This window comes from Pseudomonas sp. Nvir, from assembly GCF_963778085.1.
Lineage (GTDB): Bacteria > Pseudomonadota > Gammaproteobacteria > Pseudomonadales > Pseudomonadaceae > Aquipseudomonas > Aquipseudomonas juntendi.
In genome coordinates, this window is sequence record NZ_OY970405.1 from 543,086 (window position 1) to 567,370 (window position 24,285).

A 24,285-nucleotide genomic window follows, 5' to 3' on the forward strand; every position below is an offset into this window, starting at 1 on the left:
GCTCCCTGCTCCGCCAGGAGGAAAGGCCTTGAAAGACCTACTGAATTTGCTGAAAAACCAGGGTCAAGTCGAAGAGTTCGACGCCATCCGCATCGGTCTGGCGTCGCCTGAAATGATCCGTTCGTGGTCGTTCGGTGAAGTTAAGAAGCCGGAAACCATCAACTACCGTACGTTCAAGCCTGAGCGTGACGGCCTGTTCTGCGCCAAGATCTTTGGCCCAGTCAAGGACTACGAGTGCCTGTGCGGCAAGTACAAGCGCCTCAAGCACCGTGGCGTAATCTGCGAGAAGTGCGGCGTTGAAGTTGCCCTGGCCAAAGTGCGTCGTGAGCGCATGGCGCACATCGAGCTGGCCTCGCCGGTCGCTCACATCTGGTTCCTGAAGTCGCTGCCGTCCCGTATCGGCCTGCTGATGGACATGACCCTGCGTGACATCGAGCGCGTGCTCTACTTCGAGAGCTACGTCGTTATCGACCCGGGCATGACCACCCTGGAAAAGGGCCAGCTGCTGAACGACGAGCAGTACTTCGAAGCGCTGGAAGAGTTCGGTGACGACTTCGACGCCCGCATGGGTGCCGAGGCTGTCCGCGAACTGCTGCACGCTATCGACCTGGAGCACGAGATCGGCCGCCTGCGCGAAGAAATTCCGCAGACCAACTCGGAAACCAAGATCAAGAAGCTGTCCAAGCGCCTGAAGCTGATGGAAGCTTTCCAGGGCTCGGGCAACCTGCCTGAGTGGATGGTGCTGACCGTTCTGCCAGTACTGCCGCCGGACCTGCGTCCGCTGGTGCCGCTGGATGGTGGCCGCTTCGCGACCTCCGACCTGAACGACCTGTATCGTCGGGTGATCAACCGTAACAACCGTCTGAAGCGCCTGCTGGATCTGTCGGCGCCGGACATCATCGTGCGCAACGAAAAGCGCATGCTGCAGGAGGCGGTCGACGCCCTGCTGGACAACGGCCGTCGCGGTCGCGCCATCACTGGCTCGAACAAGCGTCCGCTGAAGTCCCTGGCCGACATGATCAAAGGTAAGCAAGGTCGCTTCCGTCAGAACTTGCTCGGTAAGCGTGTGGACTACTCCGGCCGTTCGGTAATTACCGTAGGCCCGACCCTGCGTCTGCACCAGTGCGGTCTGCCGAAGAAGATGGCCCTCGAGCTGTTCAAGCCGTTCATTTTCGGCAAGCTGGAAATGCGTGGTCTGGCGACCACCATCAAGGCTGCCAAGAAGATGGTCGAGCGCGAGCTGCCAGAGGTATGGGACGTTCTCGCCGAGGTGATCCGCGAACACCCCGTACTGCTCAACCGTGCGCCAACCCTGCACCGTCTGGGTATCCAGGCCTTTGAACCGGTTCTGATCGAAGGTAAAGCCATCCAGCTGCACCCGCTGGTCTGCGCCGCGTACAACGCCGACTTCGACGGTGACCAGATGGCCGTTCACGTGCCGCTGACGCTGGAAGCCCAGCTCGAAGCGCGCGCGCTGATGATGTCGACCAACAACATTCTGTCGCCAGCCAACGGTGAGCCAATCATCGTTCCGTCGCAGGACGTTGTACTGGGTCTGTACTACATGACCCGTGAGGCCATCAATGCCAAGGGCGAAGGTCGCGTATTCGCCGACCTGCAGGAAGTCGACCGCGTATTCCGCGCCGGCGAAGCTGCCCTGCACGCGAAAATCAAGGTTCGTATCAACGAAACCGTGAAAGAGCGTGATGGCTCGGTGGTCAAGAACACCCGTATCGTCGACACCACCGTCGGCCGTGCGCTGCTGTTCCAGGTTGTACCGGCAGGCCTGCCGTACGATGTGGTCAACCAGCCAATGAAGAAAAAGGCGATCTCCAAGCTGATCAACCAGTGCTACCGCGTGGTTGGTCTGAAAGAGACCGTCATCTTCGCTGACCAGTTGATGTACACCGGTTTCGCCTACTCGACCATTTCCGGTGTTTCCATCGGTGTTAACGACTTCGTTATCCCGGACGAGAAAGCCCGCATCATCGGTAACGCTACCGATGAAGTGAAGGAAATCGAGAGCCAGTACGCCTCCGGCCTGGTAACCCAGGGCGAGAAGTACAACAAGGTCATCGACTTGTGGTCCAAGGCGAACGACGAAGTGTCCAAGGCGATGATGGCCAACCTCTCGAAAGAGAAGGTCATCGACCGCGAGGGCAAGGAAGTCGAGCAAGAGTCCTTCAACTCGATGTACATGATGGCTGACTCGGGTGCGCGGGGTTCCGCAGCACAGATCCGTCAGCTGGCTGGTATGCGTGGCCTGATGGCCAAGCCGGACGGCTCGATCATCGAGACGCCGATCACCGCGAACTTCCGTGAAGGTCTGAGCGTACTCCAGTACTTCATCTCGACCCACGGTGCTCGTAAGGGTCTGGCGGATACCGCCTTGAAGACTGCGAACTCGGGTTACCTGACGCGTCGTCTGGTGGACGTTGCCCAGGATCTGGTGGTTACCGAGATCGACTGCGGCACCGACCAAGGCCTGCTGATGACGCCGCACATCGAAGGCGGCGACGTTGTAGAGCCGCTGGGTGAGCGTGTACTGGGTCGTGTCATCGCCCGCGACGTGTTCAAGCCAGGCACCGAGGACGTGATCGTTCCGGCCGGTACCCTGGTCGACGAGCAGTGGGTCGAGTTCATCGAGCTGAACAGCATCGACGAAGTGATCGTGCGTTCGCCGATCAGCTGCGAAACCCGCTACGGCATCTGCGCCAAGTGCTACGGTCGTGACCTGGCTCGCGGTCACCAGGTGAACATCGGTGAAGCTGTCGGCGTTATCGCTGCACAGTCGATCGGTGAGCCGGGTACCCAGCTGACCATGCGTACGTTCCACATCGGTGGTGCTGCAAGCCGTACTTCGGCTGCCGACAGCGTCCAGGTGAAGAACGGCGGTATGGTGCGTCTGCACAACCTGAAGCAGGTCGAGCGTGCCGACGGCAACCTGGTTGCCGTATCGCGTTCCGGTGAGTTGGCCATTGCCGACGAATTCGGCCGTGAGCGTGAGCGCTACAAGCTGCCTTACGGTGCAGTGATTTCGGTCAAGGAAGGTGAAAAGGTCGAAGCTGGCGCCATCGTCGCCAAGTGGGACCCGCACACCCACCCGATCGTTACCGAGCTGAAAGGTACCGTGACCTTCGTGGGCATGGAAGAAAACATCACCATCAAGCGTCAGACCGATGAACTGACCGGCTTGACCAACATTGAAGTACTGGACGTGAAGGATCGCCCTGCCGCAGGCAAGGAAATCCGTCCGGCAATCAAGATGGTCGATGCCGCTGGCAAGGATCTGTACCTGCCAGGTACCGACGTACCTGCCCAGTACTTCCTGCCGGCCAACGCCCTCGTGGGTGTGGCTGACGGTGCCCAGATCGGTGTTGGTGACGTTATTGCGCGTATCCCGCAAGAAACGTCGAAGACCCGTGACATCACCGGTGGTCTGCCGCGCGTTGCCGACCTGTTCGAAGCGCGTCGTCCGAAAGAAGCCTCGATTCTGGCTGAAGTCAGCGGCACCATCGCATTCGGTAAAGAGACCAAGGGCAAGCGTCGCCTGGTGATCACTCCGACCGACGGTAGCGATCCGTACGAAGAGCTGATTCCGAAGTGGCGCCACCTGAACGTGTTCGAAGGTGAGCAGGTAAACCGCGGTGAAGTTATCTCCGACGGCCCGAGCGATCCGCACGACATCCTGCGTCTGCTGGGTGTCAGCGCGCTGGCGAAGTACATCGTCAACGAGATCCAGGACGTTTACCGTCTGCAAGGCGTGAAGATCAACGACAAGCACATCGAGACCATCCTGCGTCAGATGCTGCGCAAGGTCGAGATCTCCGAGTCGGGCGATTCCAGCTTCATCAAGGGCGACCAGATGGAACTGACCCAGGTACTGGTAGAGAACGAGCGTCTCGCCAGCGAGGACAAGTTCATCTCCAAGTTCACCCGTGTGCTGCTGGGTATCACCAAGGCCTCGCTGTCGACCGAGTCGTTCATCTCCGCGGCTTCCTTCCAGGAAACCACCCGCGTACTGACCGAAGCGGCGGTAACCGGCAAGCGCGACTACCTGCGCGGCCTGAAGGAGAACGTGGTTGTGGGTCGTTTGATCCCAGCCGGTACTGGTCTGGCTTACCACAGCGAGCGCAAGCGTCGCCGTGATGCCGACAAACCGTTGCGTGTCAGCGCCAGTGAGGTGGAAGCCGCACTGACCGAAGCGCTGAATTCCAGCGGTAACTAAGTCCAGGGCGGGGCCCCGGCTACCCTCGAACGGGCATCGGTGACATGAAATGTTGCCGATGATCGGGCGAGGAGGGCCGGGGCCTTGTCTTGACTGGGTGCAAGATCCTCTTTAGACTTTTGTACCCTTAAATTTGGTGAGGCTCCGTCTCGCCAATTTTTGGCTTTCTTGCAAGACAATAGAGTCGCAAGACAATCAGTGGAGCTAGTAGATGGCAACTATCAACCAGCTGGTACGTCAGCCGCGTAAGCGTTCGGTCGAGAAGTCCGACGTTCCTGCGCTGCAGAACTGCCCGCAACGTCGTGGCGTGTGCACCCGTGTGTACACCACCACGCCGAAAAAACCTAACTCGGCACTGCGTAAAGTATGCCGTGTGCGTCTGACCAACGGTTTCGAGGTTTCCTCGTACATCGGTGGTGAAGGCCACAACCTGCAAGAGCACAGCGTCGTCCTGATCCGTGGCGGCCGTGTAAAAGACTTGCCAGGTGTTCGTTACCACACCGTTCGCGGCTCTCTGGATACTTCGGGCGTCAAAGGCCGTAACCAGGGTCGTTCGAAATACGGTACCAAGCGTCCGAAGTAATCGGCCGTTTGCAGACATCCATTTTTTTGAGTCGATAAGAGTAAGGTCGGGCAGGGGTCGAAGACCCGCGTCCCGGGCTAACCTGAAGACCGTTTGAGGGCTTATCATGCCAAGACGTCGTGTAGCAGCAAAACGTGAGATCCTTGACGATCCGAAGTACGGATCCCAGATCCTCGCCAAGTTCATGAACCACGTGATGGAAAGCGGCAAGAAGGCCGTAGCCGAGCGCATCGTTTACGGTGCCCTGGATACCGTCAAAGCACGCAAGAACAGCGACCCCCTGGAAATCTTCGAGAAAGCTCTCGACGCCATCGCTCCGCTGGTCGAAGTCAAGTCCCGCCGTGTAGGCGGTGCTACTTACCAGGTTCCGGTTGAAGTTCGTCCATCCCGTCGTAACGCTCTGGCAATGCGCTGGCTCGTAGACTACGCCCGCAAGCGCGGCGAGAAGTCGATGGCTCTGCGTCTGGCCGGCGAACTGCTGGATGCTGCCGAAGGCAAGGGTGCTGCAGTCAAGAAGCGTGAAGACGTGCACCGTATGGCTGAAGCCAACAAAGCGTTCTCGCACTACCGCTTCTAATTCAAGCATCAATCATTTCGCGAGGGCTTTATGGCTCGTACTACAGCAATTAACCGCTACCGTAACATCGGTATCTGTGCCCACGTTGACGCGGGCAAGACTACCACTACCGAGCGGATCCTGTTCTACACAGGTCTGAGCCACAAGATGGGCGAGGTGCATGACGGCGCCGCGACCACCGACTGGATGGTGCAGGAGCAGGAGCGGGGTATCACCATTACCTCCGCTGCCGTTACCACCTTCTGGAAAGGTTCCCGTGGTCAGTACGACAACTACCGCGTAAACGTCATCGATACCCCCGGCCACGTTGACTTCACCATTGAAGTAGAGCGTTCGCTGCGCGTACTCGACGGCGCGGTCGTTGTGTTCTGCGGTACCTCCGGCGTTGAGCCGCAGTCCGAAACCGTATGGCGTCAGGCCAACAAGTACGGCGTTCCACGTGTTGTCTACGTGAACAAGATGGACCGTGCCGGTGCCAACTTCCTGCGCGTTGTAGGTCAGATCAAGAACCGTCTGGGTCACACCCCGGTTCCGGTTCAGCTGGCCATCGGTGCAGAAGATGACTTCCAGGGTCAGGTTGACCTGATCAAGATGAAAGCCATCTACTGGAACGACGACGACAAAGGCACCACCTATCGCGAGGAAGAAATTCCTGCCGAGCTGGTGGACCTGGCCAACGAATGGCGCAGCAACATGGTCGAGGCTGCTGCCGAGGCCAGCGAAGAGCTGATGAACAAGTACCTTGAAGAAGGTGACCTGTCCGTCGAAGACATCAAGGCTGGTCTGCGCGCCCGTACTCTGGCGAGCGAGATCGTTCCTGCTGTCTGCGGTTCTTCGTTCAAGAACAAGGGCGTTCCCCTGGTTCTCGATGCCGTCATTGACTACCTGCCTGCGCCAACCGAGATCCCTGCGATCAAGGGTATCCACCCTGATCTGATCGACGTGCCGAAGGATGAAGTCAAGCCTGAACAGTACGACGAGCGTCCTGCTGACGACGACGAGCCGTTCTCGGCTCTGGCGTTCAAGATCGCTACCGACCCGTTCGTGGGCACCCTGACCTTCGTCCGCGTTTACTCGGGCTTCCTGACCTCTGGTGACTCCGTCATCAACTCGGTCAAGGGCAAGAAAGAGCGCGTTGGCCGTATGGTGCAGATGCACGCCAACCAGCGTGAAGAAATCAAGGAAGTACGTGCAGGCGACATCGCTGCTCTGATCGGGATGAAGGACGTCACCACCGGTGATACCCTGTGCAACCTCGACAAGCCGATCATCCTTGAGCGTATGGACTTCCCTGAGCCGGTAATTTCGCTCTCCGTAGAGCCGAAAACCAAGGCTGACCAGGAGAAGATGGGTATCGCACTGGGCAAGCTGGCCCAGGAAGACCCGTCGTTCCGCGTCAAGACCGACGAAGAAACCGGCCAGACCATCATCTCCGGTATGGGTGAGCTGCACCTGGACATTCTCGTTGACCGCATGAAGCGCGAATTCAACGTCGAGTGCAACGTCGGCAAGCCGCAGGTTTCGTACCGCGAGAAGATCACCAAGTCCAACGTCGAGATCGAAGGCAAGTTCGTTCGTCAGTCGGGTGGTCGTGGTCAGTTCGGTCACTGCTGGATCCGTTTCTCGGAGCCAGACGTCGACGAGAAGGGCAACATCACCGAAGGTCTGGTCTTCACCAACGAAGTCGTTGGTGGTGTGATTCCGAAGGAATTCATCGCCCCGATCCAGAAGGGTATCGAAGAGCAGATGAAAAACGGCGTTGTTGCCGGCTATCCGCTGCTCGGCCTGAAGGCTACAGTGTTCGACGGTTCGTACCACGACGTCGACTCCAACGAAATGGCGTTCAAGATCGCCGCTTCGATGGCGACCAAGCAACTGGCCCAGAAGGGCGGTGGCGTGGTGCTTGAGCCGATCATGAAGGTCGAAGTTGTAACCCCGGAAGACTACCTGGGTGACGTGATGGGTGACCTGAGCCGTCGTCGTGGGATGATCCAGGGTAATGAAGACTCGGTGTCCGGCAAGGTAATCACTGCTGAGGTACCACTCGGAGAAATGTTCGGTTATGCAACCGACGTTCGTTCCATGTCTCAGGGTCGCGCAAGCTACTCCATGGAATTCTCCAAATACGCCGAAGCTCCGTCGAACATCGTCGAAGCACTCGTTAAAAAACAAGGCTAATCCCCTTTAGGCAAGAGGTTCACTGTCGTGGCTAAAGAAAAATTTGATCGTTCCCTTCCCCACGTTAACGTCGGCACCATCGGCCACGTTGACCACGGTAAGACCACTCTGACCGCAGCTCTGACTCGCGTCTGCTCCGAAGTTTTCGGTTCGGCAGTCGTTGAGTTCGACAAGATCGACTCGGCTCCGGAAGAAAAAGCGCGCGGTATTACCATCAACACCGCTCACGTCGAGTACAACTCGAACATTCGTCACTACGCTCACGTCGACTGCCCAGGTCACGCTGACTATGTGAAGAACATGATCACCGGTGCTGCCCAGATGGACGGCGCGATCCTGGTTTGCTCGGCCGCCGATGGTCCGATGCCACAAACCCGTGAGCACATCCTGCTGTCCCGTCAGGTTGGCGTTCCGTACATCGTGGTCTTCCTGAACAAGGCTGACCTGGTAGACGACGCTGAGCTGCTGGAACTGGTCGAGATGGAAGTTCGCGACCTGCTGTCCACCTACGACTTCCCAGGCGACGACACCCCGATCATCATCGGTTCGGCTCGTATGGCGCTGGAAGGCAAAGACGACAACGAAATGGGCACTACCGCTGTCAAGAAGCTGGTAGAAACTCTGGATGCCTACATCCCTGAGCCAGTTCGTGCCATCGACCAGCCATTCCTGATGCCAATCGAAGACGTATTCTCGATCTCGGGTCGTGGTACCGTTGTTACCGGCCGTATCGAGCGTGGTATCGTCCGCGTTCAGGATCCGCTGGAAATCGTTGGTCTGCGTGACACCACCACCACCACCTGCACCGGTGTTGAGATGTTCCGCAAGCTGCTGGACGAAGGCCGTGCTGGCGAGAACTGCGGCGTTCTGCTGCGTGGTACCAAGCGTGACGACGTTGAGCGTGGCCAGGTTCTGGTCAAGCCAGGTTCGGTCAAGCCGCACACCAAGTTCACCGCAGAAGTCTACGTTCTGTCGAAGGAAGAAGGCGGTCGTCACACTCCGTTCTTCAAAGGCTACCGTCCTCAGTTCTACTTCCGTACCACTGACGTGACCGGTAACTGCGAGCTGCCGGAAGGCGTTGAAATGGTAATGCCAGGTGACAACATTCAGATGACTGTTACCCTGATCAAGACCATCGCAATGGAAGACGGTCTGCGCTTCGCTATCCGTGAAGGCGGTCGTACCGTCGGCGCCGGCGTCGTAGCCAAAATCATCGAGTAATCTCTCGACCGATTGAAAAAACCCCCGCTCAGCGGGGGTTTTTTTTATTGGGTTGACACTAAATGGGGGCGTCTATAGAATCACGCCTCCTTTTAGCGGGCGTAGTGCGTCCGTTGGGAACAGCCTGGAGTCTGAAATCCAATGCAAAATCAGCAAATCCGTATCAGGTTGAAGGCTTTCGACCATCGCCTGATCGACCAATCCACCCAGGAAATCGTGGAAACCGCGAAACGTACTGGTGCACAAGTGCGTGGTCCAATTCCACTGCCTACCCGCAAAGAGCGTTTCACCGTTCTGGTTTCCCCGCACGTCAACAAAGACGCGCGTGACCAGTACGAGATCCGCACTCATAAGCGTGTTCTGGACATCGTCCAGCCAACGGATAAAACCGTTGACGCGCTGATGAAGCTTGATCTGGCGGCAGGTGTGGAAGTACAGATCAGCCTCGGCTAAGACTTCGGTCTAGTCGTGTAACGCTCTGAAATGGGCGGCCATAGCGGGTGAAAGCCCCGTACACTCATGAGGTTTACAACATGACTATTGGTGTAATCGGTCGCAAGTGCGGTATGACCCGCATTTTCACCGAAGAAGGTGTCTCCATTCCGGTCACGGTCATTGAGATCGAGCCGAATCGCGTCACCCAGTTCAAAACTGAAGAAACCGATGGCTACCGTGCAGTGCAAGTCACTGTCGGCGAGCGTCGTGCTTCGCGTGTGACTGCCGCTCAGGCAGGCCACTTCGCCAAGGCCAACGTTGCCGCTGGTCGCGGTGTTTGGGAGTTCCGTCTTGAAGAAGGCGATTTCCAGGCTGGCGATCTGATCAAAGCTGAACTCTTCACTGCAGGCCAGCTGGTTGACGTTACTGGTCAGTCCAAAGGTAAAGGCTTTGCCGGTACCATCAAGCGCTGGAACTTCCGTGGTCAGGACAACACCCACGGTAACTCCGTGTCGCACCGTGTTCCTGGTTCCATCGGCCAGTGCCAGACTCCTGGTCGTGTGTTCAAGGGCAAGAAAATGTCCGGTCACATGGGCGCCGAGCGCGTGACTGTTCAGTCCCTGGAAGTAGTTCGCGTAGACGCTGAACGCAACCTGCTGCTGATCAAAGGTGCCGTACCTGGCGCTACTGGTGGCGACGTGGTTGTACGTCCAGCTGTCAAGGCTCGCGGTTAAGGGGAAACTGACATGCAACTTAATGTAAATGACGCTCAGGCGATCGAAGTTTCCGAACTGACTTTCGGTGGCGAATTCAACGAGACGCTGGTTCACCAAGCAGTCGTGGCCTACATGGCTGGCGGCCGTCAGGGTACCAAGCAGCAGAAGACCCGTTCCGACGTGGCTGGTGGCGGTAAGCGCCCATGGCGTCAGAAGGGTACTGGCCGTGCTCGTGCTGGTACCACTCGTGGTCCGATCTGGCGTGGCGGTGGTGTAACCTTCGCAGCTCGCCCTCAAGATCACTCGCAGAAGCTCAACAAGAAGATGTACCGCGCAGCACTGCGCTCCATCCTCGCTGAGCTGGTGCGTAGCGACCGTCTGGTCGTGGTTCAGGACTTCGCTGTTGAAGCGCCAAAAACCAAAGATCTGCTGAACAAGCTGAACGGCATGGGTCTGAGCGATGTTTTGATCGTTTCCGACGCTGTTGATCAGAACCTGTACCTGGCTGCTCGTAACCTGCCGCACGTCGATGTACGTGACGTACAAGGTTCCGACCCGGTCAGTCTGATCGCATACGAGAAAGTGTTGATCACTGTCTCGGCCGTGAAGAAATTCGAGGAGCTGCTGGGATGAACCAGGAACGCGTATTCAAAGTCCTCCTTGGCCCGCACGTTTCCGAGAAGGCTACCGTTCTGGCTGAGAAAAAAGGCCAGTTCGTATTCAAGGTTGCTACCGATGCAACCAAGCTGGAAATCAAGAAAGCTGTCGAAGGCCTGTTCAACGTAAAAGTTGAAAACGTGTCGACTGTTAACGTTCTGGGTAAAACCAAGCGTACCGCACGTGGTCTGGGCAAGCGTAATGACTGGAAGAAGGCGATCGTCTCCCTTCAGCCAGGCCAAGATCTCGATTTCAGCAGCAGTGCTGAGTAAGGAAGGGGTGCATCATGGCAATCGTTAAATGCAAACCGACTTCCCCTGGCCGCCGTTTCGTGGTCAAGGTGGTCAACAAGGAGCTGCACAAAGGCGCTCCTCACGCACCGCTGATCGAGAAAAAATCGAAGTCTGGTGGTCGTAACAACAATGGCCGCATTACCACTCGTCACGTTGGTGGTGGTCATAAGCAGCATTACCGTCTGGTCGACTTCCGTCGCAACGACAAAGATGGCATCCCAGCCACTGTCGAGCGTATCGAATACGACCCGAACCGTACTGCTCACATCGCCCTGCTGTGCTACGCAGACGGTGAGCGTCGCTACATCATCGCCCCTAAAGGCGTGAGCGCTGGCGACCAGCTGATCGCAGGTGCACTGGCCCCAATCAAGGCCGGTAACTCCCTGCAGCTGCGCAACATTCCAGTAGGTAGCACCATCCACGGCATCGAACTGAAGCCGGGTAAAGGTGCACAGATCGCTCGTTCCGCTGGTGCTTCGGCTCAGCTGATCGCTCGCGAAGGTGTCTACGTGACCCTGCGTCTGCGCTCTGGTGAAATGCGTAAAGTCCTGGCTGAGTGCCGTGCGACCCTGGGCGAAGTCTCGAACTCCGAGCACAGCCTGCGTTCGCTGGGTAAAGCTGGTGCCAAACGCTGGCGCGGCGTTCGCCCAACCGTTCGTGGTGTTGCCATGAACCCGGTTGACCACCCACACGGTGGTGGTGAAGGTCGTACCTCCGGTGGTCGTCATCCGGTATCGCCATGGGGCTTCCCAACCAAGGGTGCTAAAACCCGTGGTAATAAGCGTACCGACAACATGATCGTCCGTCGTCGCAAGTAACTAGAGGGATACGACAGTGCCACGTTCTCTGAAAAAAGGTCCTTTTATCGATCTTCACCTGCTGAAGAAGGTCGAAGTGGCGGTGGAGAAGAATGATCGCAAGCCAGTTAAAACCTGGTCGCGTCGTTCGATGATCCTGCCACAAATGGTCGGTCTGACCATCGCGGTACACAACGGTCGTCAACATGTCCCAGTTCTGGTGAACGAAGACATGGTCGGCCACAAACTGGGCGAGTTCGCCGGTACCCGCACCTATCGCGGGCACGTGGCTGACAAGAAAGCCAAGCGTTAAGGGGTAAGGAAATGGAAGTAGCCGCTAAGTTGTCGGGCGCTCGAATCTCCGCCCAGAAAGCCCGCTTGGTCGCCGACCAGATCCGCGGGAAGAAGGTGGGCGAAGCGCTCAACCTGTTGGCCTTCAGCAGCAAAAAAGCTGCTGAAATCATGAAGAAAGTCCTCGAGTCGGCCGTAGCCAACGCCGAACACAACGAAGGCGCAGACGTTGATGACCTGAAGGTCTCCACCGTCTTCGTCAACGAAGGGCGTTCGCTGAAGCGCATCATGCCACGTGCCAAAGGCCGTGCTGATCGCATCGTCAAGCGGTCTTGCCATATCACTGTCAAGGTTGCGGACAAGTAACGGAGTCGATCAGATGGGTCAGAAAGTACATCCCACTGGCATTCGCCTGGGAATCGTCAAGGAGCACACCTCCGTCTGGTACGCAGACGGTGCTACTTACGCAGATTACCTGTTGAAGGATCTGAAAACGCGTGAGTACCTCCAAGACAAACTAAAAAGCGCGTCCGTAAGCCGTATCGATATTCATCGTCCGGCTCAAACTGCACGCATCACCATCCACACCGCTCGTCCAGGTATCGTTATCGGGAAGAAAGGTGAAGATGTCGAGAAGCTGCGTCAGGACCTGACCAAGCAGATGGGTGTGCCTGTGCACATCAACATCGAAGAGATCCGCAAGCCGGAACTCGACGCTATGCTGGTTGCGCAGAGCGTAGCTCAGCAGCTGGAACGCCGCGTAATGTTCCGTCGCGCCATGAAGCGCGCCGTACAGAACGCCATGCGTATTGGTGCCAAGGGCATCAAGATCCAGGTGAGCGGTCGTCTCGGCGGTGCTGAGATTGCTCGTACCGAGTGGTATCGCGAAGGTCGTGTGCCGCTGCACACCCTGCGTGCCGATATCGACTACAACACCTACGAAGCTCACACCACTTACGGTGTGATCGGTGTGAAGGTTTGGATCTTCAAAGGCGAAGTTATTGGTGGTCGCCAAGAAGAACTGAAACCACAAGCACCAGCGCCTCGTAAAAAAGCTGCTAAGTAAGGGGTACGCCAAATGTTGCAACCAAAGCGTACAAAATTCCGCAAGCAGATGACTGGCCACAACCGTGGTCTGGCACTGCGCGGTAGCAAAGTCAGCTTCGGCGAATTCGCCCTGAAAGCTGTTGCTCGCGGTCGCCTCACCGCTCGCCAGATCGAGTCCGCACGTCGTGCGCTGACCCGTCACGTTAAGCGTGGCGGCAAGATCTGGATCCGTGTGTTCCCGGACAAGCCGATCTCCAAGAAACCTCTCGAGGTTCGTATGGGTAAAGGTAAGGGTTCCGTGGAGTACTGGGTTGCCCAGATCCAGCCAGGCAAAGTCCTGTACGAGATCGAGGGTGTTTCTGAAGAGCTGGCGCGCGAAGCTTTCGCCCTGGCTGCTGCAAAGCTGCCTCTCGCCACCTCCTTTGTTAAGCGGACGGTGATGTGATGAAAGCGAATGAACTTCGTGAAAAATCGGCACAGCAACTGAACGAGCAACTGCTCGGCTTGCTGCGCGACCAGTTCAATCTGCGTATGCAGAAAGCAACTGGCCAGTTGGGGCAGTCGCACCTGCTCTCGCAAGTTAAGCGTGACATCGCTCGCGTGAAAACTGTGCTCAACCAGCAGGCAGGTAAGTGATCATGGCTGAAGCTGAAAAAACCGTCCGTACGCTGACTGGCCGTGTCGTCAGCGACAAAATGGACAAGACCATCACCGTTCTGATCGAGCGTCGCGTCAAGCACCCGATCTACGGTAAATACGTTAAGCGTTCGACTAAGCTGCACGCGCACGACGAAACCAACCAGTGCAAAATCGGCGACAAGGTTTCCATTACCGAAACCCGTCCGCTGGCCAAGACCAAGTCCTGGGCACTGGTTGAAGTCCTCGAACGCGCTGTTGAAGTCTAAGGGCTAGGGGTCGGAGAAATTTTATGATTCAGACTCAATCCATGCTCGATGTGGCCGATAACAGCGGCGCTCGTCGCGTCATGTGCATCAAGGTGCTCGGCGGCTCGCACCGCCGTTACGCCGGCATCGGTGACATCATCAAAGTAACCGTCAAGGAAGCAATTCCGCGCGGTAAGGTCAAAAAAGGCCAGGTGATGACTGCTGTTGTCGTCCGTACCCGTCACGGTGTACGTCGCGCTGACGGTTCCATCATTCGTTTCGACGGCAACGCTGCTGTTCTGCTGAACACCAAGCAAGAGCCGATCGGCACTCGCATCTTCGGGCCAGTGACCCGTGAACTTCGTACCGAGAAGTTCATGAAGATCGTCTCGCTCGCCCCTGAAGTGCTGTAAGGAGATCCGACATGCAAAAGATTCGTCGTGACGACGAGATCATCGTGATCGCCGGCAAAGACAAAGGTAAGCGCGGTAAGGTGCTGAAGGTTCTGGCTGATGACCGTCTGGTCATCGGTGGTGTGAACCTGGTCAAGCGTCATACCAAGCCTAACCCGATGGCGGGCGTACAGGGCGGTATCGTCGAGAAAGAAGCGCCTCTGCACGCTTCCAACGTTGCCATCTTCAACGGTGAAACCAACAAGGCTGATCGCGTTGGCTTCAAAGTAGAAGACGGTAAAAAAATTCGTGTCTTCAAGTCGACCCAAAAAGCGGTTGATGCTTGAACACTGCTAGGTAGAAGACCATGGCACGACTGAAAGAGATTTACCGGAACGAAATCGCTCCTAAGCTTAAGGAAGAACTTAAGCTGTCGAACGTGATGGAAGTTCCGCGCGTTACCAAGATCACCCTGAACATGGGTCTGGGCGAAGCGATCGGCGACAAGAAAGTCATCGAGCACGCTGTTGCCGACCTGGAAAAGATCACCGGTCAAAAGCCGGTTGTGACTTTCGCTCGCAAGTCCATCGCTGGCTTCAAAGTCCGCGAAGGCTGGCCGATCGGCGTCAAGGTGACCCTGCGTAGCGACAAGATGTACGAATTCCTGGACCGCCTGCTGGCGATCTCCCTGCCTCGGGTCCGCGACTTCCGCGGCCTGAATGCCAAGTCCTTCGATGGTCGTGGCAACTACAGCATGGGCGTGAAAGAGCAGATCATCTTCCCGGAAATCGACTACGACAAGATCGATGCTCTGCGCGGTTTGGACATCACCCTGACCACCACTGCTCGTTCGGACGACGAAGGCCGCGCTCTGCTGCGTGCTTTCAAGTTCCCGTTCCGCAACTGATTGGAGTAGGAAAATGGCCAAGAAGAGCATGAAAAACCGCGAGCTGAAGCGTCAGCTCACGGTAGCCAAGTTCGCTAAGAAGCGTGCTGAACTGAAAGCGACCATCGTCAACGTCAACGCCTCTCCTGAAGAGCGTTTCGCTGCCGTAGTCGCTCTGCAGAAGCAGCCACGCGACGCTAGCGCTTCGCGCCTGCGCAACCGTTGCCGCCTGACCGGTCGTCCTCACGGTGTATACCGTAAGTTCGGCCTGGGCCGTAACATGCTGCGTCAAGCTGCAATGCGCGGTGACGTACCAGGTCTGGTCAAGGCCTCCTGGTAATCGCTGCAGGCAAGATCCCGGCGCAAGGGGAGCAATCTTCCGACCGCCGGTGACCTTGCCATCAAACAAGCCCCTACATGGGGCTTGTTTCGTTTCTACCTTGTGTCTAGAATGACCGGCTCACCTGAGCCTGGGGTTTTCCCCTGCCTGTTCGGGTGGTTGTGATAGCCGCAAGGCTAATAATTCTTGTATCAGGAGCATCTAGCCCATGAGTATGCAGGACCCGTTAGCGGACATGCTAACTCGCATCCGTAATGCCCAGATGGCTGAAAAGTCCGTCGTAAGCATGCCTTCCTCCACCCTGAAGGTCGCGGTTGCCAAAGTTCTGAAAGACGAAGGTTACATCGCTGGCTACCAGGTAACTGGTGAGGCCAAGCCTTCCCTGTCGATCGAACTGAAGTATTTCGAAGGCCGTCCGGTCATCGAAGAACTGAAGCGCTCCAGCCGTCCAGGCCTGCGCCAGTACAAGTCCGTCGCAGAGCTGCCGAAAGTACGTGGCGGTCTGGGCGTGTCTATCGTCTCCACCAACAAAGGTGTGATGACTGATCGCGCTGCGCGCGCTGCCGGTGTCGGCGGCGAAGTTCTGTGCACAGTGTTCTAAGGGGAGATAGGCATGTCTCGCGTCGCTAAGAACCCCGTTAAGCTGCCAGCAGGCGTCGAAGTCAAATTCGCCGGCCAGCAGCTTTCGGTGAAGGGTGCCAAAGGCACTCTCGAACTGAACGTTCACTCGTCTGTTGAAGTTACCGAAGAATCTGGCGAGCTGCGTTTCGTCGCTCGCAACGGTGACCAGCAAGCTCGCGCCATGGCCGGTACCACCCGCGCTCTGGTGAACAACATGGTCCAAGGCGTAAGCCAAGGCTTCGAGCGCAAGCTCCAGCTGGTCGGTGTTGGTTACAAGGCACAGGCTAAAGGCACCGTCCTGAACCTGGCTCTGGGCTTCTCGCACCCAGTGGACTACGAACTGCCAGCCGGTATCACCGCTGAAACCCCAAGCCAGACCGACATCCTGATCAAGGGTATCGACAAGCAGCTGGTGGGTCAGGTGGCCGCTGAAATCCGCGACTTCCGTCCGCCAGAGCCTTACAAAGGTAAAGGTGTGCGTTACGCGGACGAAGTAGTCCGTCGTAAAGAAGCCAAGAAGAAGTAGGGCCTAGTAAATGACCGACAAAAAAGTTATTCGACTGCGTCGCGCTCGCAAAGCACGTCTCAAGATGCACGAACTCGAAGTCGTGCGCCTGTGCGTGTTCCGCTCCTCGCAGCACATCTACGCCCAGGTCATTTCGGCCGACGGCAGCAAGGTTCTGGCAAGCGCCTCGACCTTGGACAAAGAACTGCGTGATGGCGCCACTGGCAACATCGACGCGGCCACTAAGGTTGGCAAGCTGGTAGCTGAGCGTGCGAAAGCCGCCGGTGTATCTCAAGTTGCCTTTGACCGTTCCGGCTTCAAGTACCATGGCCGCGTCAAAGCGCTGGCTGATGCTGCTCGTGAAGGCGGGCTGGAGTTCTAAGTTATGGCAAATAACGATCAAAAGCGCGACGAAGGCTACATCGAGAAGCTGGTTCAAGTTAACCGCGTTGCCAAAACCGTAAAAGGCGGCCGTATCTTCACCTTCACCGCGCTGACCGTGGTAGGTGATGGTAAAGGTCGTGTCGGCTTCGGCCGTGGCAAATCGCGCGAAGTACCAGCCGCGATCCAGAAAGCCATGGAAGCTGCCCGTCGCAACATGATCCAGGTTGACCTGAAGGGCACTACCCTGCAGTACGCCACCAAGGCTGCCCACGGCGCCTCGAAGGTTTACATGCAGCCTGCTTCGGAAGGTACCGGTATCATCGCCGGTGGCGCAATGCGTGCTGTCCTGGAAGTTGCTGGTGTTCAGAACGTTCTGGCCAAGTGCTACGGTTCGACCAACCCAGTGAACGTGGTTTACGCCACCTTCAAGGGTCTGAAAGCCATGCAATCTCCTGAATCCATTGCTGCCAAGCGCGGCAAGAGCGTCGAGGAGATCTTCTGATCATGGCAACCGTAAAAGTAACGCTGATCAAGAGCGTCTCGGGCCGTCTGCCTAACCACAAACTGTGTGTTAAAGGCCTGGGTCTGCGTCGCATCGGTCACACTGTAGAAGTCCAGGATACTCCCGAGAACCGCGGGATGATCAACAAGGCTTACTACATGCTGAAGGTCGAGGGCTAATCGATGAAACTCAATGATCTGAGTCCAGCGCCGGGTTCCCGTCGCGAGAAGCATCGTCCAGGTCGTGGTATCGGTAGCGGTCTGGGTAAGACCGGCGGCCGTGGCCACAAAGGTCAGACTTCCCGTTCGGGTGGTTCGATCGCTCCTGGCTTCGAAGGCGGTCAACAGCCGCTGCACCGTCGTCTGCCGAAGTTCGGCTTCGTTTCCCTGAAAGCCATGGACCGCGCTGAAGTGCGTCTGTCCGAGCTGGCCAAAGTGGAAGGCGACGTGATCTCCGTGCAATCCCTGAAGGATGCCAACGTGATCAACCAGCACATTCAGCGTGTGAAAATCATGCTGTCTGGCGAAGTTACTCGCGCAGTCACCATCAAGGGTATCGCAGCCACCAAGGGTGCGCGTGCGGCTATCGAAGCAGCTGGCGGCAAATTCGAGGAATAAATGGCTAAGCAAGGTGCTCTCTCTTCGCTCGGTAAGGGCGGGATGTCGGAACTCTGGGCTCGTCTGCGCTTTCTGTTCATGGCGATCATCGTCTATCGGATAGGCGCACATATCCCGGTACCTGGCATCAATCCGGACCGTCTGGCGGATCTGTTTCGGCAGAATGAGGGGACCATTCTTAGCTTGTTCAACATGTTTTCCGGTGGCGCGCTCGAGCGCATGAGCATCTTTGCACTGGGGATCATGCCGTACATCTCGGCATCGATCATCATGCAGCTGATGACTGCGGTCAGCCCGCAACTGGAGCAGTTGAAGAAGGAAGGTGAAGCTGGCCGTCGCAAGATCAGCCAGTACACCCGCTACGGCACCGTTATCCTGGCACTGGTTCAAGCCATTGGCATGTCCATTGGCCTGGCCAACCAGGGCGTGGCGTTTTCTGTAGGCCTGGGCTTCCATGTCGTCGCCGTGTCCACTTTCGTGGCGGGCGCGATGTTCATGATGTGGCTGGGCGAGCAGATCACCGAGCGCGGTGTGGGCAACGGTATCTCGATGTTGATCTTCGCGGGTATCGTTGCCGGTCTTCCGAGAGCAATCGGGCAGTCTTTCGAGTCTGCACGCACAGGCGATATCAACATTTTCGCCCTGGTCGCAATCGGTTTGCTGGCAGTAGCGATTATCGGTTTCGTGGTGTTCATTGAGCGTGGTCAGCGTCGTATCGCCGTTCACTACGCCAAGCGTCAGCAGGGCCGCAAGGTCTTCGCTGCGCAGACCAGCCACTTGCCGTTGAAGGTGAACATGGCGGGGGTTATCCCGGCCATTTTCGCGAGCAGCATTTTGCTGTTCCCGGCTTCGCTGGGTGCCTGGTTCGGTCAGTCCGAAGGTATGGGCTGGCTGCAGGACATCTCGCAGTCGATCGCTCCTGGTCAGCCGTTGAACATTCTGCTGTTTAGTGCAGGGATCATTTTCTTCTGCTTCTTCTACACAGCGTTGATGTTCAACCCGAAAGACGTAGCGGAAAACCTGAAGAAGTCCGGTGCCTTTATTCCGGGTATCCGTCCTGGTGAGCAGTCGGCGCGCTACATTGATGGCGTACTGACCCGTTTGACCATGTTCGGTGCTCTTTACATGATGGCCGTCTGCCTTCTGCCCCAGTTCCTGGTGGTGGCAGCAAATGTGCCGTTCTACCTTGGCGGGACCTCGTTGCTGATTGTGGTAGTGGTTGTGATGGACTTCATGTCCCAAGTACAATCGCACCTCGTTTCGCACCAGTACGAATCCCTGATGAAGAAAGCCAACCTGAAAGGCTACGGTGGCAGCGGCCTGCTGCGCTGATACGCCCCTAAGGTTCGAGGAGTCGGTAATGAAAGTTCGTGCATCGGTGAAAAAGCTGTGCCGTAACTGCAAGATCATCCGTCGCGAAGGCGTCGTACGAGTGATCTGCAGCGCGGAACCGCGTCACAAACAGCGCCAAGGCTGAGTGTGATCTGCGCTTCAAACCCAGCAGCTAGTGTGCTGCTGGGTTGATTATTCGTTTCTACAGCGATATTATCTCGCGCCCTATTTCTTGGCTTCCGGGGCGTAGGTAGCTGTCAATTGGAGTCCCACTGAATGGCCCGTATTGCAGGCGTCAACATTCCAGATAACAAGCATACTGTTATCTCGCTGACCTACATCTATGGTGTCGGTCGCACAACTGCACAGAAGATCTGTGTAGACGCTGGTGTAAACCCAGCCGCAAAGATCAAGGATCTGAGCGACGAGCAAATCGAAACCCTGCGTGGCGAAGTCGCGAAGTTCACCACTGAAGGTGACCTGCGTCGTGACGTCAACATGAAGATCAAGCGCTTGATGGACCTGGGTTGCTACCGCGGCCTGCGTCATCGTAAAGGTCTGCCGGTTCGCGGTCAGCGCACCAAGACCAACGCACGCACCCGTAAGGGCCCGCGTAAGCCGATCCGCAAGTAATCGCCCAGGAATATAGACATGGCAAAACCTGCTGCTCGTCCTCGTAAAAAAGTTAAAAAGACAGTGGTTGATGGCATCGCCCACATCCATGCATCTTTCAACAACACCATCGTGACCATCACCGACCGTCAGGGCAATGCTTTGTCCTGGGCGACCTCCGGTGGTTCGGGTTTCCGTGGTTCGCGCAAATCCACCCCGTTCGCAGCTCAGATTGCTGCTGAGCGTGCTGGTCAAGCTGCGCTGGAATACGGTCTGAAAAACCTCGACGTAAACGTCAAGGGTCCAGGTCCAGGTCGTGAGTCCGCCGTTCGTGCATTGAACAGCTGCGGCTACAAGATCGCCAGCATCACCGACGTGACGCCTATCCCGCACAACGGGTGCCGTCCGCCGAAGAAGCGTCGCGTGTAATCAGGAGACAGAAGAATGGCACGTTACATTGGTCCAAAATGCAAACTGTCTCGTCGTGAAGGCACTGACCTGTTCCTGAAGAGCGGCGTTCGCGCTCTGGAATCGAAGTGCAACATCGAAGCAGCCCCAGGTATCCACGGCCAGCGCCGTGGCCGTCAGTCCGACTACGGCACCCAGCTGCGTGAGAAACAAAAAGTTCGTCGTATCTACGGTGTTCTGGAGCGTCAGTTCCGCGGTTACTACCAAGCTGCTGCCTCGAAAAAAGGCGCAACCGGTGAGAACCTGCTGCAACTGCTCGAGTGCCGTCTGGATAACGTCGTTTACCGTATGGGCTTCGGCTCGACTCGTTCCGAGTCCCGTCAGCTGGTTTCGCACAAAGCGATCAGCGTCAACGGTAAAACTGTAAACATTCCATCCTACCAAGTTCGTCCGGGTGACGTGGTCGCGGTTCGCGAGAAGTCGCTGAGCCAGCTGCGCATTGTTCAAGCCCTTGAACTCTGCGCCCAGCGTGGCCGCGTTGAGTGGGTTGACGTGGATGCTGCCAAAAAGTCGGGCGTTTTCAAGAACGTTCCTGCTCGCAGCGACCTGTCTGCCGACATCAACGAGAACCTGATTGTCGAGCTCTACTCCAAGTAAGGGCTAGAAAATAGGTGCATCCATGCAGATTTCGGTAAATGAGTTCCTGACTCCCCGCCATATTGATGTGCAGGTAGTCAGTCCGACCCGCGCCAAGATTACGCTCGAGCCTCTCGAGCGTGGTTTCGGCCATACCCTGGGCAACGCGCTGCGCCGCATCCTGTTGTCCTCCATGCCTGGCTGTGCAGTAGTCGAGGCCGAGATCGATGGCGTACTCCATGAGTACTCCGCGATCGAAGGTGTTCAGGAAGACGTCATTGAAATCCTGTTGAACCTGAAAGGCCTGGCTATCAAACTGCACGGTCGTGACGAAGTTACGCTGACCTTGTCGAAAAAGGGTTCGGGGGTGGTTACCGCTGCCGATATTCAGCTGGATCACGATGTCGAGATCGTCAACCCCGATCACGTAATCGCGAACCTGGCGTCGAACGGCGCCCTGAACATGAAGCTCACTGTAGCTCGTGGTCGTGGTTACGAGCCGGCCGACTCCCGTCAAACCGACGAAGACGAAAGCCGTAGCATTGGCCGTCTGCAGTTGGACGCTTCGTTCAGCCCGGTGCGTCGTATCGCCTATGTGGTCGAGAACGCCCGTGTTGAACAGCGTACCAACCTGGACAAACTGGTCATTGATCTGGAAACCAACGGCACCCTGGACCCTGAAGAGGCTATCCGCCGCGCTGCGACCATCCTGCAACAGCAGCTGGCCGCGTTCGTCGACCTCAAAGGTGACAGCGAGCCTGTCGTAGTCGAGCAGGAAGACGAGATCGATCCGATCCTGCTGCGTCCGGTTGACGACCTGGAACTGACTGTACGTTCGGCCAACTGCCTGAAGGCGGAGAACATCTACTACATCGGCGACCTGATTCAGCGTACCGAAGTAGAGCTGTTGAAAACTCCTAACCTCGGCAAGAAGTCCCTGACTGAAATCAAGGACGTCCTGGCCTCTCGTGGTCTGTCTCTCGGCATGCGCCTCGACAACTGGCCGCCTGCAAGTCTTAAGAAAGACGACAAGGCGACCGCCTGATCGTCGTAATCACCGAACGTAGTGTTTGGTAAGGAATGAATCATGCGTCATCGTAAAAGTGGACGTCACCTGAGCCGTACCAGCTCTCACCGCAAGGCTATGTTCCAGAACATGGCAGTGTCGTTGATCGAGCACGAGCTGATCAAAACCACCCTGCCGAAAGCCAAGGAACTGCGCCGCGTTGCCGAGCCGCTGATCACCCTGGCCAAGGAAGACAGCGTTGCTAACCGTCGTCTGGCCTTCGACCGTACCCGTTCGAAGTCCGCTGTTGGCAAACTGTTCAACGACCTGGGCAAGCGCTACGCCACCCGTCAGGGCGGCTACCTGCGCATCCTGAAGTGCGGTTTCCGCGCTGGCGACAACGCGCCTATGGCGTACGTCGAGCTGGTTGATCGTCCTGTCGGCGGTGCTGTAGAAGCTGCTGAGTAAGACGTTCTGTCTGCTACAAAGAACCGGGCCTAGTGCCCGGTTTTTTGTATCTGCAGCTATTGTTTATTTCTATTGATACAAGTCAGCCAATGAATTTGCTCTAGCAGCCTGGCTCATCGATACTCTCGCCATAGCCGATCAGCCGGCGTTCGAAGACCGATAAGGAGAGCCCATGAGCAAGACTCTTACCACCGCCAGCGGTGCACCAGTAGCCGACAACCAGAACTCCCGCTCCGCCGGCCCACGTGGCCCATTGTTGCTCGACGACTTCCACCTCATCGAGAAACTCGCCCATTTCAATCGCGAGAACATTCCGGAGCGCCGCGTACACGCCAAGGGTTCGGGTGCGTACGGCACCTTCACCGTCACCCGCGATATAACGGCCTACACCAGCGCCAAGCTTTTCGGCGAAATCGGCAAGCAAACCGAAACCTTCCTGCGTTTTTCCACCGTCGGTGGCGAGCGTGGTTCAGCCGATACCGAGCGTGACCCGCGTGGCTTCGCTGTAAAGTTTTATACCGAAGAAGGCAACTGGGACATTGTGGGCAACAACACCCCCGTGTTCTTCATTCGCGACCCGTTGAAGTTCCCGGACTTTATCCACACCCAGAAGCGCCACCCACAGACCAACCTCAAGAATGCCCAGATGATGTGGGACTTCTGGTCGCATTCGCCTGAAGCGCTGCATCAGGTCACCATTCTGTTCTCGGATAGAGGCATCCCTGATGGCTATCGCCATATGCACGGCTTTGGCAGCCACACCTACAGCCTGATCAACCAGAAAGGCGAGCGCACCTGGGTGAAGTGGCACTTCAAGACCCAGCAAGGCATCAAGAACCTCGCCCCCGCAGAAGCGGCACGCCTGGCCGGTACCGATCCGGACTATGCGCAGCGCGACTTGTTTGCAGCCATCGAGCGTGGTGACTACCCGCGTTGGACCGTGTGCATGCAGGTCATGAGCGAAGCGGAGGCGGCGAGCCGTAAGGAAAACCCGTTCGACGTCACCAAAACCTGGTCGCAGAAGGACTACCCGCTGATCGAGGTGGGGGTGCTGGAGCTTAACCGGAACCCGCTCAACTATTTCGCTGAAGTCGAGCAAGCAGCGTTTGGGCCTAGCAACATGGTGCCTGGCGTTGGTCTGTCACCCGACCGCATGCTGCAGGGCCGCGTATTCGCCTACGCTGACGCCCACCGCTACCGTGTCGGTACCAACCACCAGCAACTGCCGGTGAATGCACCGCGCTGCGCTGTGAACAGCTACCAGCGCGACGGCTCCATGGCGACCGGCAGTTATGGTGCGGCGCCGAATTACGAGCCTAATAGCTACGCCGACGCACCCAAGCAGTCACCGCGTCACGCTGAACCGGCACTGGCGCTCACCGGTGCAGCGGACCGCCATGATCACCGTGAGGACAACGACTACTACAGCCACGCCGGCGCGCTGTTCCGCTTGATGAGCAACGAGCAGAAGGCGCTGCTGATCAGCAACATCGCCGGGGCCATGGCAGGGGTCAGTGACGATGTCATCCAGCGCCAGTTGCAGTATTTCTTCATGGCTGACCCGGCCTATGGCGAAGGTATCGCCAAGGCGTTGGGCGTGAATCTCGCTTAACTCGAAGTGATAAGAAGAACCGCCCTCATTTGGGCGGTTTTTCAATGAATATCACTA

The 24,285-nt window shown here is 57.1% G+C and carries 34 protein-coding genes; all 34 read left to right on the forward strand.

Annotated features, from left to right (window positions below; translation table 11 throughout):
* Positions 1-28: 28 nt before the first annotated feature.
* Positions 29-4,228 (forward strand): DNA-directed RNA polymerase subunit beta', encoded by a 4,200-nt coding sequence (gene rpoC, locus AACG97_RS02735; protein ID WP_009681247.1) that lies wholly within the window; start codon positions 29-31, stop codon positions 4,226-4,228.
* Positions 4,229-4,439: 211 nt separating this feature from the next.
* On the forward strand, positions 4,440-4,811 hold the full coding sequence (gene rpsL, locus AACG97_RS02740) for a 30S ribosomal protein S12 (protein WP_003255492.1): 372 nt from the start codon (positions 4,440-4,442) through the stop codon (positions 4,809-4,811).
* Between the two features lie 106 nt (positions 4,812-4,917).
* Complete coding sequence (rpsG, locus tag AACG97_RS02745) at positions 4,918-5,388, forward strand: 30S ribosomal protein S7 (protein WP_003246741.1); 471 nt, start codon at positions 4,918-4,920, stop codon at positions 5,386-5,388.
* Between the two features lie 30 nt (positions 5,389-5,418).
* Positions 5,419-7,566 carry an elongation factor G gene (fusA, locus tag AACG97_RS02750; protein ID WP_009681248.1) on the forward strand — a complete coding sequence of 716 codons (2,148 nt, stop codon included), beginning with the start codon at positions 5,419-5,421 and terminating at the stop codon, positions 7,564-7,566.
* A 27-nt stretch (positions 7,567-7,593) separates the two neighbouring features.
* A complete protein-coding gene (tuf, locus tag AACG97_RS02755) occupies positions 7,594-8,787 on the forward strand; it encodes an elongation factor Tu (protein WP_010951775.1) in 1,194 nt (397 codons plus the stop codon).
* Between the two features lie 141 nt (positions 8,788-8,928).
* Entirely contained in the window at positions 8,929-9,240 is a 312-nt protein-coding gene (gene rpsJ, locus AACG97_RS02760) for a 30S ribosomal protein S10 (RefSeq protein ID WP_003186070.1), read from the forward strand.
* Between the two features lie 80 nt (positions 9,241-9,320).
* Positions 9,321-9,956, forward strand: coding sequence for a 50S ribosomal protein L3 (gene rplC / locus AACG97_RS02765; RefSeq protein ID WP_003255486.1), 636 nt, complete (start codon positions 9,321-9,323; stop codon positions 9,954-9,956).
* Between the two features lie 12 nt (positions 9,957-9,968).
* Positions 9,969-10,571, forward strand: coding sequence for a 50S ribosomal protein L4 (gene rplD / locus AACG97_RS02770; RefSeq protein ID WP_003255485.1), 603 nt, complete (start codon positions 9,969-9,971; stop codon positions 10,569-10,571).
* Positions 10,568-10,867, forward strand: a complete 300-nt coding sequence (rplW, locus tag AACG97_RS02775; RefSeq protein WP_003255484.1) for a 50S ribosomal protein L23 — start codon at positions 10,568-10,570, stop codon at positions 10,865-10,867. The genes rplD and rplW overlap by 4 nt, the downstream gene beginning before the upstream one ends.
* A gap of 14 nt (positions 10,868-10,881) precedes the next feature.
* Positions 10,882-11,706 (forward strand): 50S ribosomal protein L2, encoded by an 825-nt coding sequence (gene rplB, locus AACG97_RS02780; RefSeq protein ID WP_003255483.1) that lies wholly within the window; start codon positions 10,882-10,884, stop codon positions 11,704-11,706.
* Positions 11,707-11,722: 16 nt separating this feature from the next.
* The gene (gene rpsS / locus AACG97_RS02785; protein WP_003255482.1) at positions 11,723-11,998 is read left to right on the forward strand and encodes a 30S ribosomal protein S19; all 276 of its coding nucleotides are present in this window, start codon (positions 11,723-11,725) and stop codon (positions 11,996-11,998) included.
* Positions 11,999-12,009: 11 nt separating this feature from the next.
* The gene (gene rplV, locus AACG97_RS02790) at positions 12,010-12,342 is read left to right on the forward strand and encodes a 50S ribosomal protein L22 (protein ID WP_003103908.1); all 333 of its coding nucleotides are present in this window, start codon (positions 12,010-12,012) and stop codon (positions 12,340-12,342) included.
* A 13-nt stretch (positions 12,343-12,355) separates the two neighbouring features.
* Complete coding sequence (gene rpsC / locus AACG97_RS02795) at positions 12,356-13,042, forward strand: 30S ribosomal protein S3 (protein ID WP_003255481.1); 687 nt, start codon at positions 12,356-12,358, stop codon at positions 13,040-13,042.
* Positions 13,043-13,054: 12 nt separating this feature from the next.
* Positions 13,055-13,468: a 50S ribosomal protein L16 gene (gene rplP / locus AACG97_RS02800; protein WP_003255479.1), complete on the forward strand. Its 414-nt coding sequence runs from the start codon at positions 13,055-13,057 to the stop codon at positions 13,466-13,468.
* Positions 13,468-13,659: a 50S ribosomal protein L29 gene (gene rpmC / locus AACG97_RS02805; protein WP_002555481.1), complete on the forward strand. Its 192-nt coding sequence runs from the start codon at positions 13,468-13,470 to the stop codon at positions 13,657-13,659. Before rplP ends, rpmC begins: the two co-directional genes overlap by 1 nt.
* A 2-nt stretch (positions 13,660-13,661) precedes the next feature.
* On the forward strand, positions 13,662-13,928 hold the full coding sequence (gene rpsQ / locus AACG97_RS02810) for a 30S ribosomal protein S17 (protein WP_023534981.1): 267 nt from the start codon (positions 13,662-13,664) through the stop codon (positions 13,926-13,928).
* A gap of 23 nt (positions 13,929-13,951) precedes the next feature.
* Complete coding sequence (gene rplN / locus AACG97_RS02815) at positions 13,952-14,320, forward strand: 50S ribosomal protein L14 (RefSeq protein ID WP_008089810.1); 369 nt, start codon at positions 13,952-13,954, stop codon at positions 14,318-14,320.
* An 11-nt stretch (positions 14,321-14,331) separates the two neighbouring features.
* Entirely contained in the window at positions 14,332-14,646 is a 315-nt protein-coding gene (rplX, locus tag AACG97_RS02820; RefSeq protein ID WP_003255476.1) for a 50S ribosomal protein L24, read from the forward strand.
* Between the two features lie 20 nt (positions 14,647-14,666).
* Entirely contained in the window at positions 14,667-15,206 is a 540-nt protein-coding gene (gene rplE / locus AACG97_RS02825) for a 50S ribosomal protein L5 (RefSeq protein WP_003255474.1), read from the forward strand.
* Positions 15,207-15,219: 13 nt separating this feature from the next.
* A complete protein-coding gene (gene rpsN / locus AACG97_RS02830) occupies positions 15,220-15,525 on the forward strand; it encodes a 30S ribosomal protein S14 (RefSeq protein WP_009681970.1) in 306 nt (101 codons plus the stop codon).
* Positions 15,526-15,733: 208 nt separating this feature from the next.
* The gene (rpsH, locus tag AACG97_RS02835) at positions 15,734-16,126 is read left to right on the forward strand and encodes a 30S ribosomal protein S8 (RefSeq protein ID WP_009681971.1); all 393 of its coding nucleotides are present in this window, start codon (positions 15,734-15,736) and stop codon (positions 16,124-16,126) included.
* A 12-nt stretch (positions 16,127-16,138) separates the two neighbouring features.
* Complete coding sequence (gene rplF / locus AACG97_RS02840; RefSeq protein WP_009681972.1) at positions 16,139-16,672, forward strand: 50S ribosomal protein L6; 534 nt, start codon at positions 16,139-16,141, stop codon at positions 16,670-16,672.
* A gap of 10 nt (positions 16,673-16,682) precedes the next feature.
* Positions 16,683-17,033, forward strand: coding sequence for a 50S ribosomal protein L18 (gene rplR / locus AACG97_RS02845; RefSeq protein ID WP_009681973.1), 351 nt, complete (start codon positions 16,683-16,685; stop codon positions 17,031-17,033).
* Positions 17,034-17,036: 3 nt separating this feature from the next.
* Positions 17,037-17,537, forward strand: a complete 501-nt coding sequence (gene rpsE, locus AACG97_RS02850; RefSeq protein WP_003255465.1) for a 30S ribosomal protein S5 — start codon at positions 17,037-17,039, stop codon at positions 17,535-17,537.
* Positions 17,538-17,539: 2 nt separating this feature from the next.
* Positions 17,540-17,716 (forward strand): 50S ribosomal protein L30, encoded by a 177-nt coding sequence (gene rpmD / locus AACG97_RS02855; protein WP_003255463.1) that lies wholly within the window; start codon positions 17,540-17,542, stop codon positions 17,714-17,716.
* A 3-nt stretch (positions 17,717-17,719) separates the two neighbouring features.
* Positions 17,720-18,154, forward strand: a complete 435-nt coding sequence (gene rplO / locus AACG97_RS02860; protein WP_003255461.1) for a 50S ribosomal protein L15 — start codon at positions 17,720-17,722, stop codon at positions 18,152-18,154.
* Positions 18,155-19,486, forward strand: coding sequence for a preprotein translocase subunit SecY (gene secY / locus AACG97_RS02865; RefSeq protein WP_003257108.1), 1,332 nt, complete (start codon positions 18,155-18,157; stop codon positions 19,484-19,486).
* Positions 19,487-19,514: 28 nt separating this feature from the next.
* Positions 19,515-19,631, forward strand: coding sequence for a 50S ribosomal protein L36 (gene rpmJ / locus AACG97_RS02870; protein WP_002555468.1), 117 nt, complete (start codon positions 19,515-19,517; stop codon positions 19,629-19,631).
* 131 nt (positions 19,632-19,762) lie between these two features.
* Positions 19,763-20,119, forward strand: coding sequence for a 30S ribosomal protein S13 (gene rpsM, locus AACG97_RS02875; protein WP_009681976.1), 357 nt, complete (start codon positions 19,763-19,765; stop codon positions 20,117-20,119).
* 18 nt (positions 20,120-20,137) lie between these two features.
* A complete protein-coding gene (gene rpsK, locus AACG97_RS02880) occupies positions 20,138-20,527 on the forward strand; it encodes a 30S ribosomal protein S11 (RefSeq protein WP_003255454.1) in 390 nt (129 codons plus the stop codon).
* Between the two features lie 15 nt (positions 20,528-20,542).
* The gene (rpsD, locus tag AACG97_RS02885; RefSeq protein ID WP_009681977.1) at positions 20,543-21,163 is read left to right on the forward strand and encodes a 30S ribosomal protein S4; all 621 of its coding nucleotides are present in this window, start codon (positions 20,543-20,545) and stop codon (positions 21,161-21,163) included.
* Positions 21,164-21,185: 22 nt separating this feature from the next.
* Positions 21,186-22,187, forward strand: coding sequence for a DNA-directed RNA polymerase subunit alpha (locus AACG97_RS02890; RefSeq protein WP_003255452.1), 1,002 nt, complete (start codon positions 21,186-21,188; stop codon positions 22,185-22,187).
* 42 nt (positions 22,188-22,229) lie between these two features.
* Positions 22,230-22,616: a 50S ribosomal protein L17 gene (rplQ, locus tag AACG97_RS02895; RefSeq protein WP_003255451.1), complete on the forward strand. Its 387-nt coding sequence runs from the start codon at positions 22,230-22,232 to the stop codon at positions 22,614-22,616.
* A gap of 172 nt (positions 22,617-22,788) precedes the next feature.
* Positions 22,789-24,228, forward strand: a complete 1,440-nt coding sequence (locus AACG97_RS02900) for a catalase (protein ID WP_054904980.1) — start codon at positions 22,789-22,791, stop codon at positions 24,226-24,228.
* Positions 24,229-24,285 lie beyond the last annotated feature (57 nt).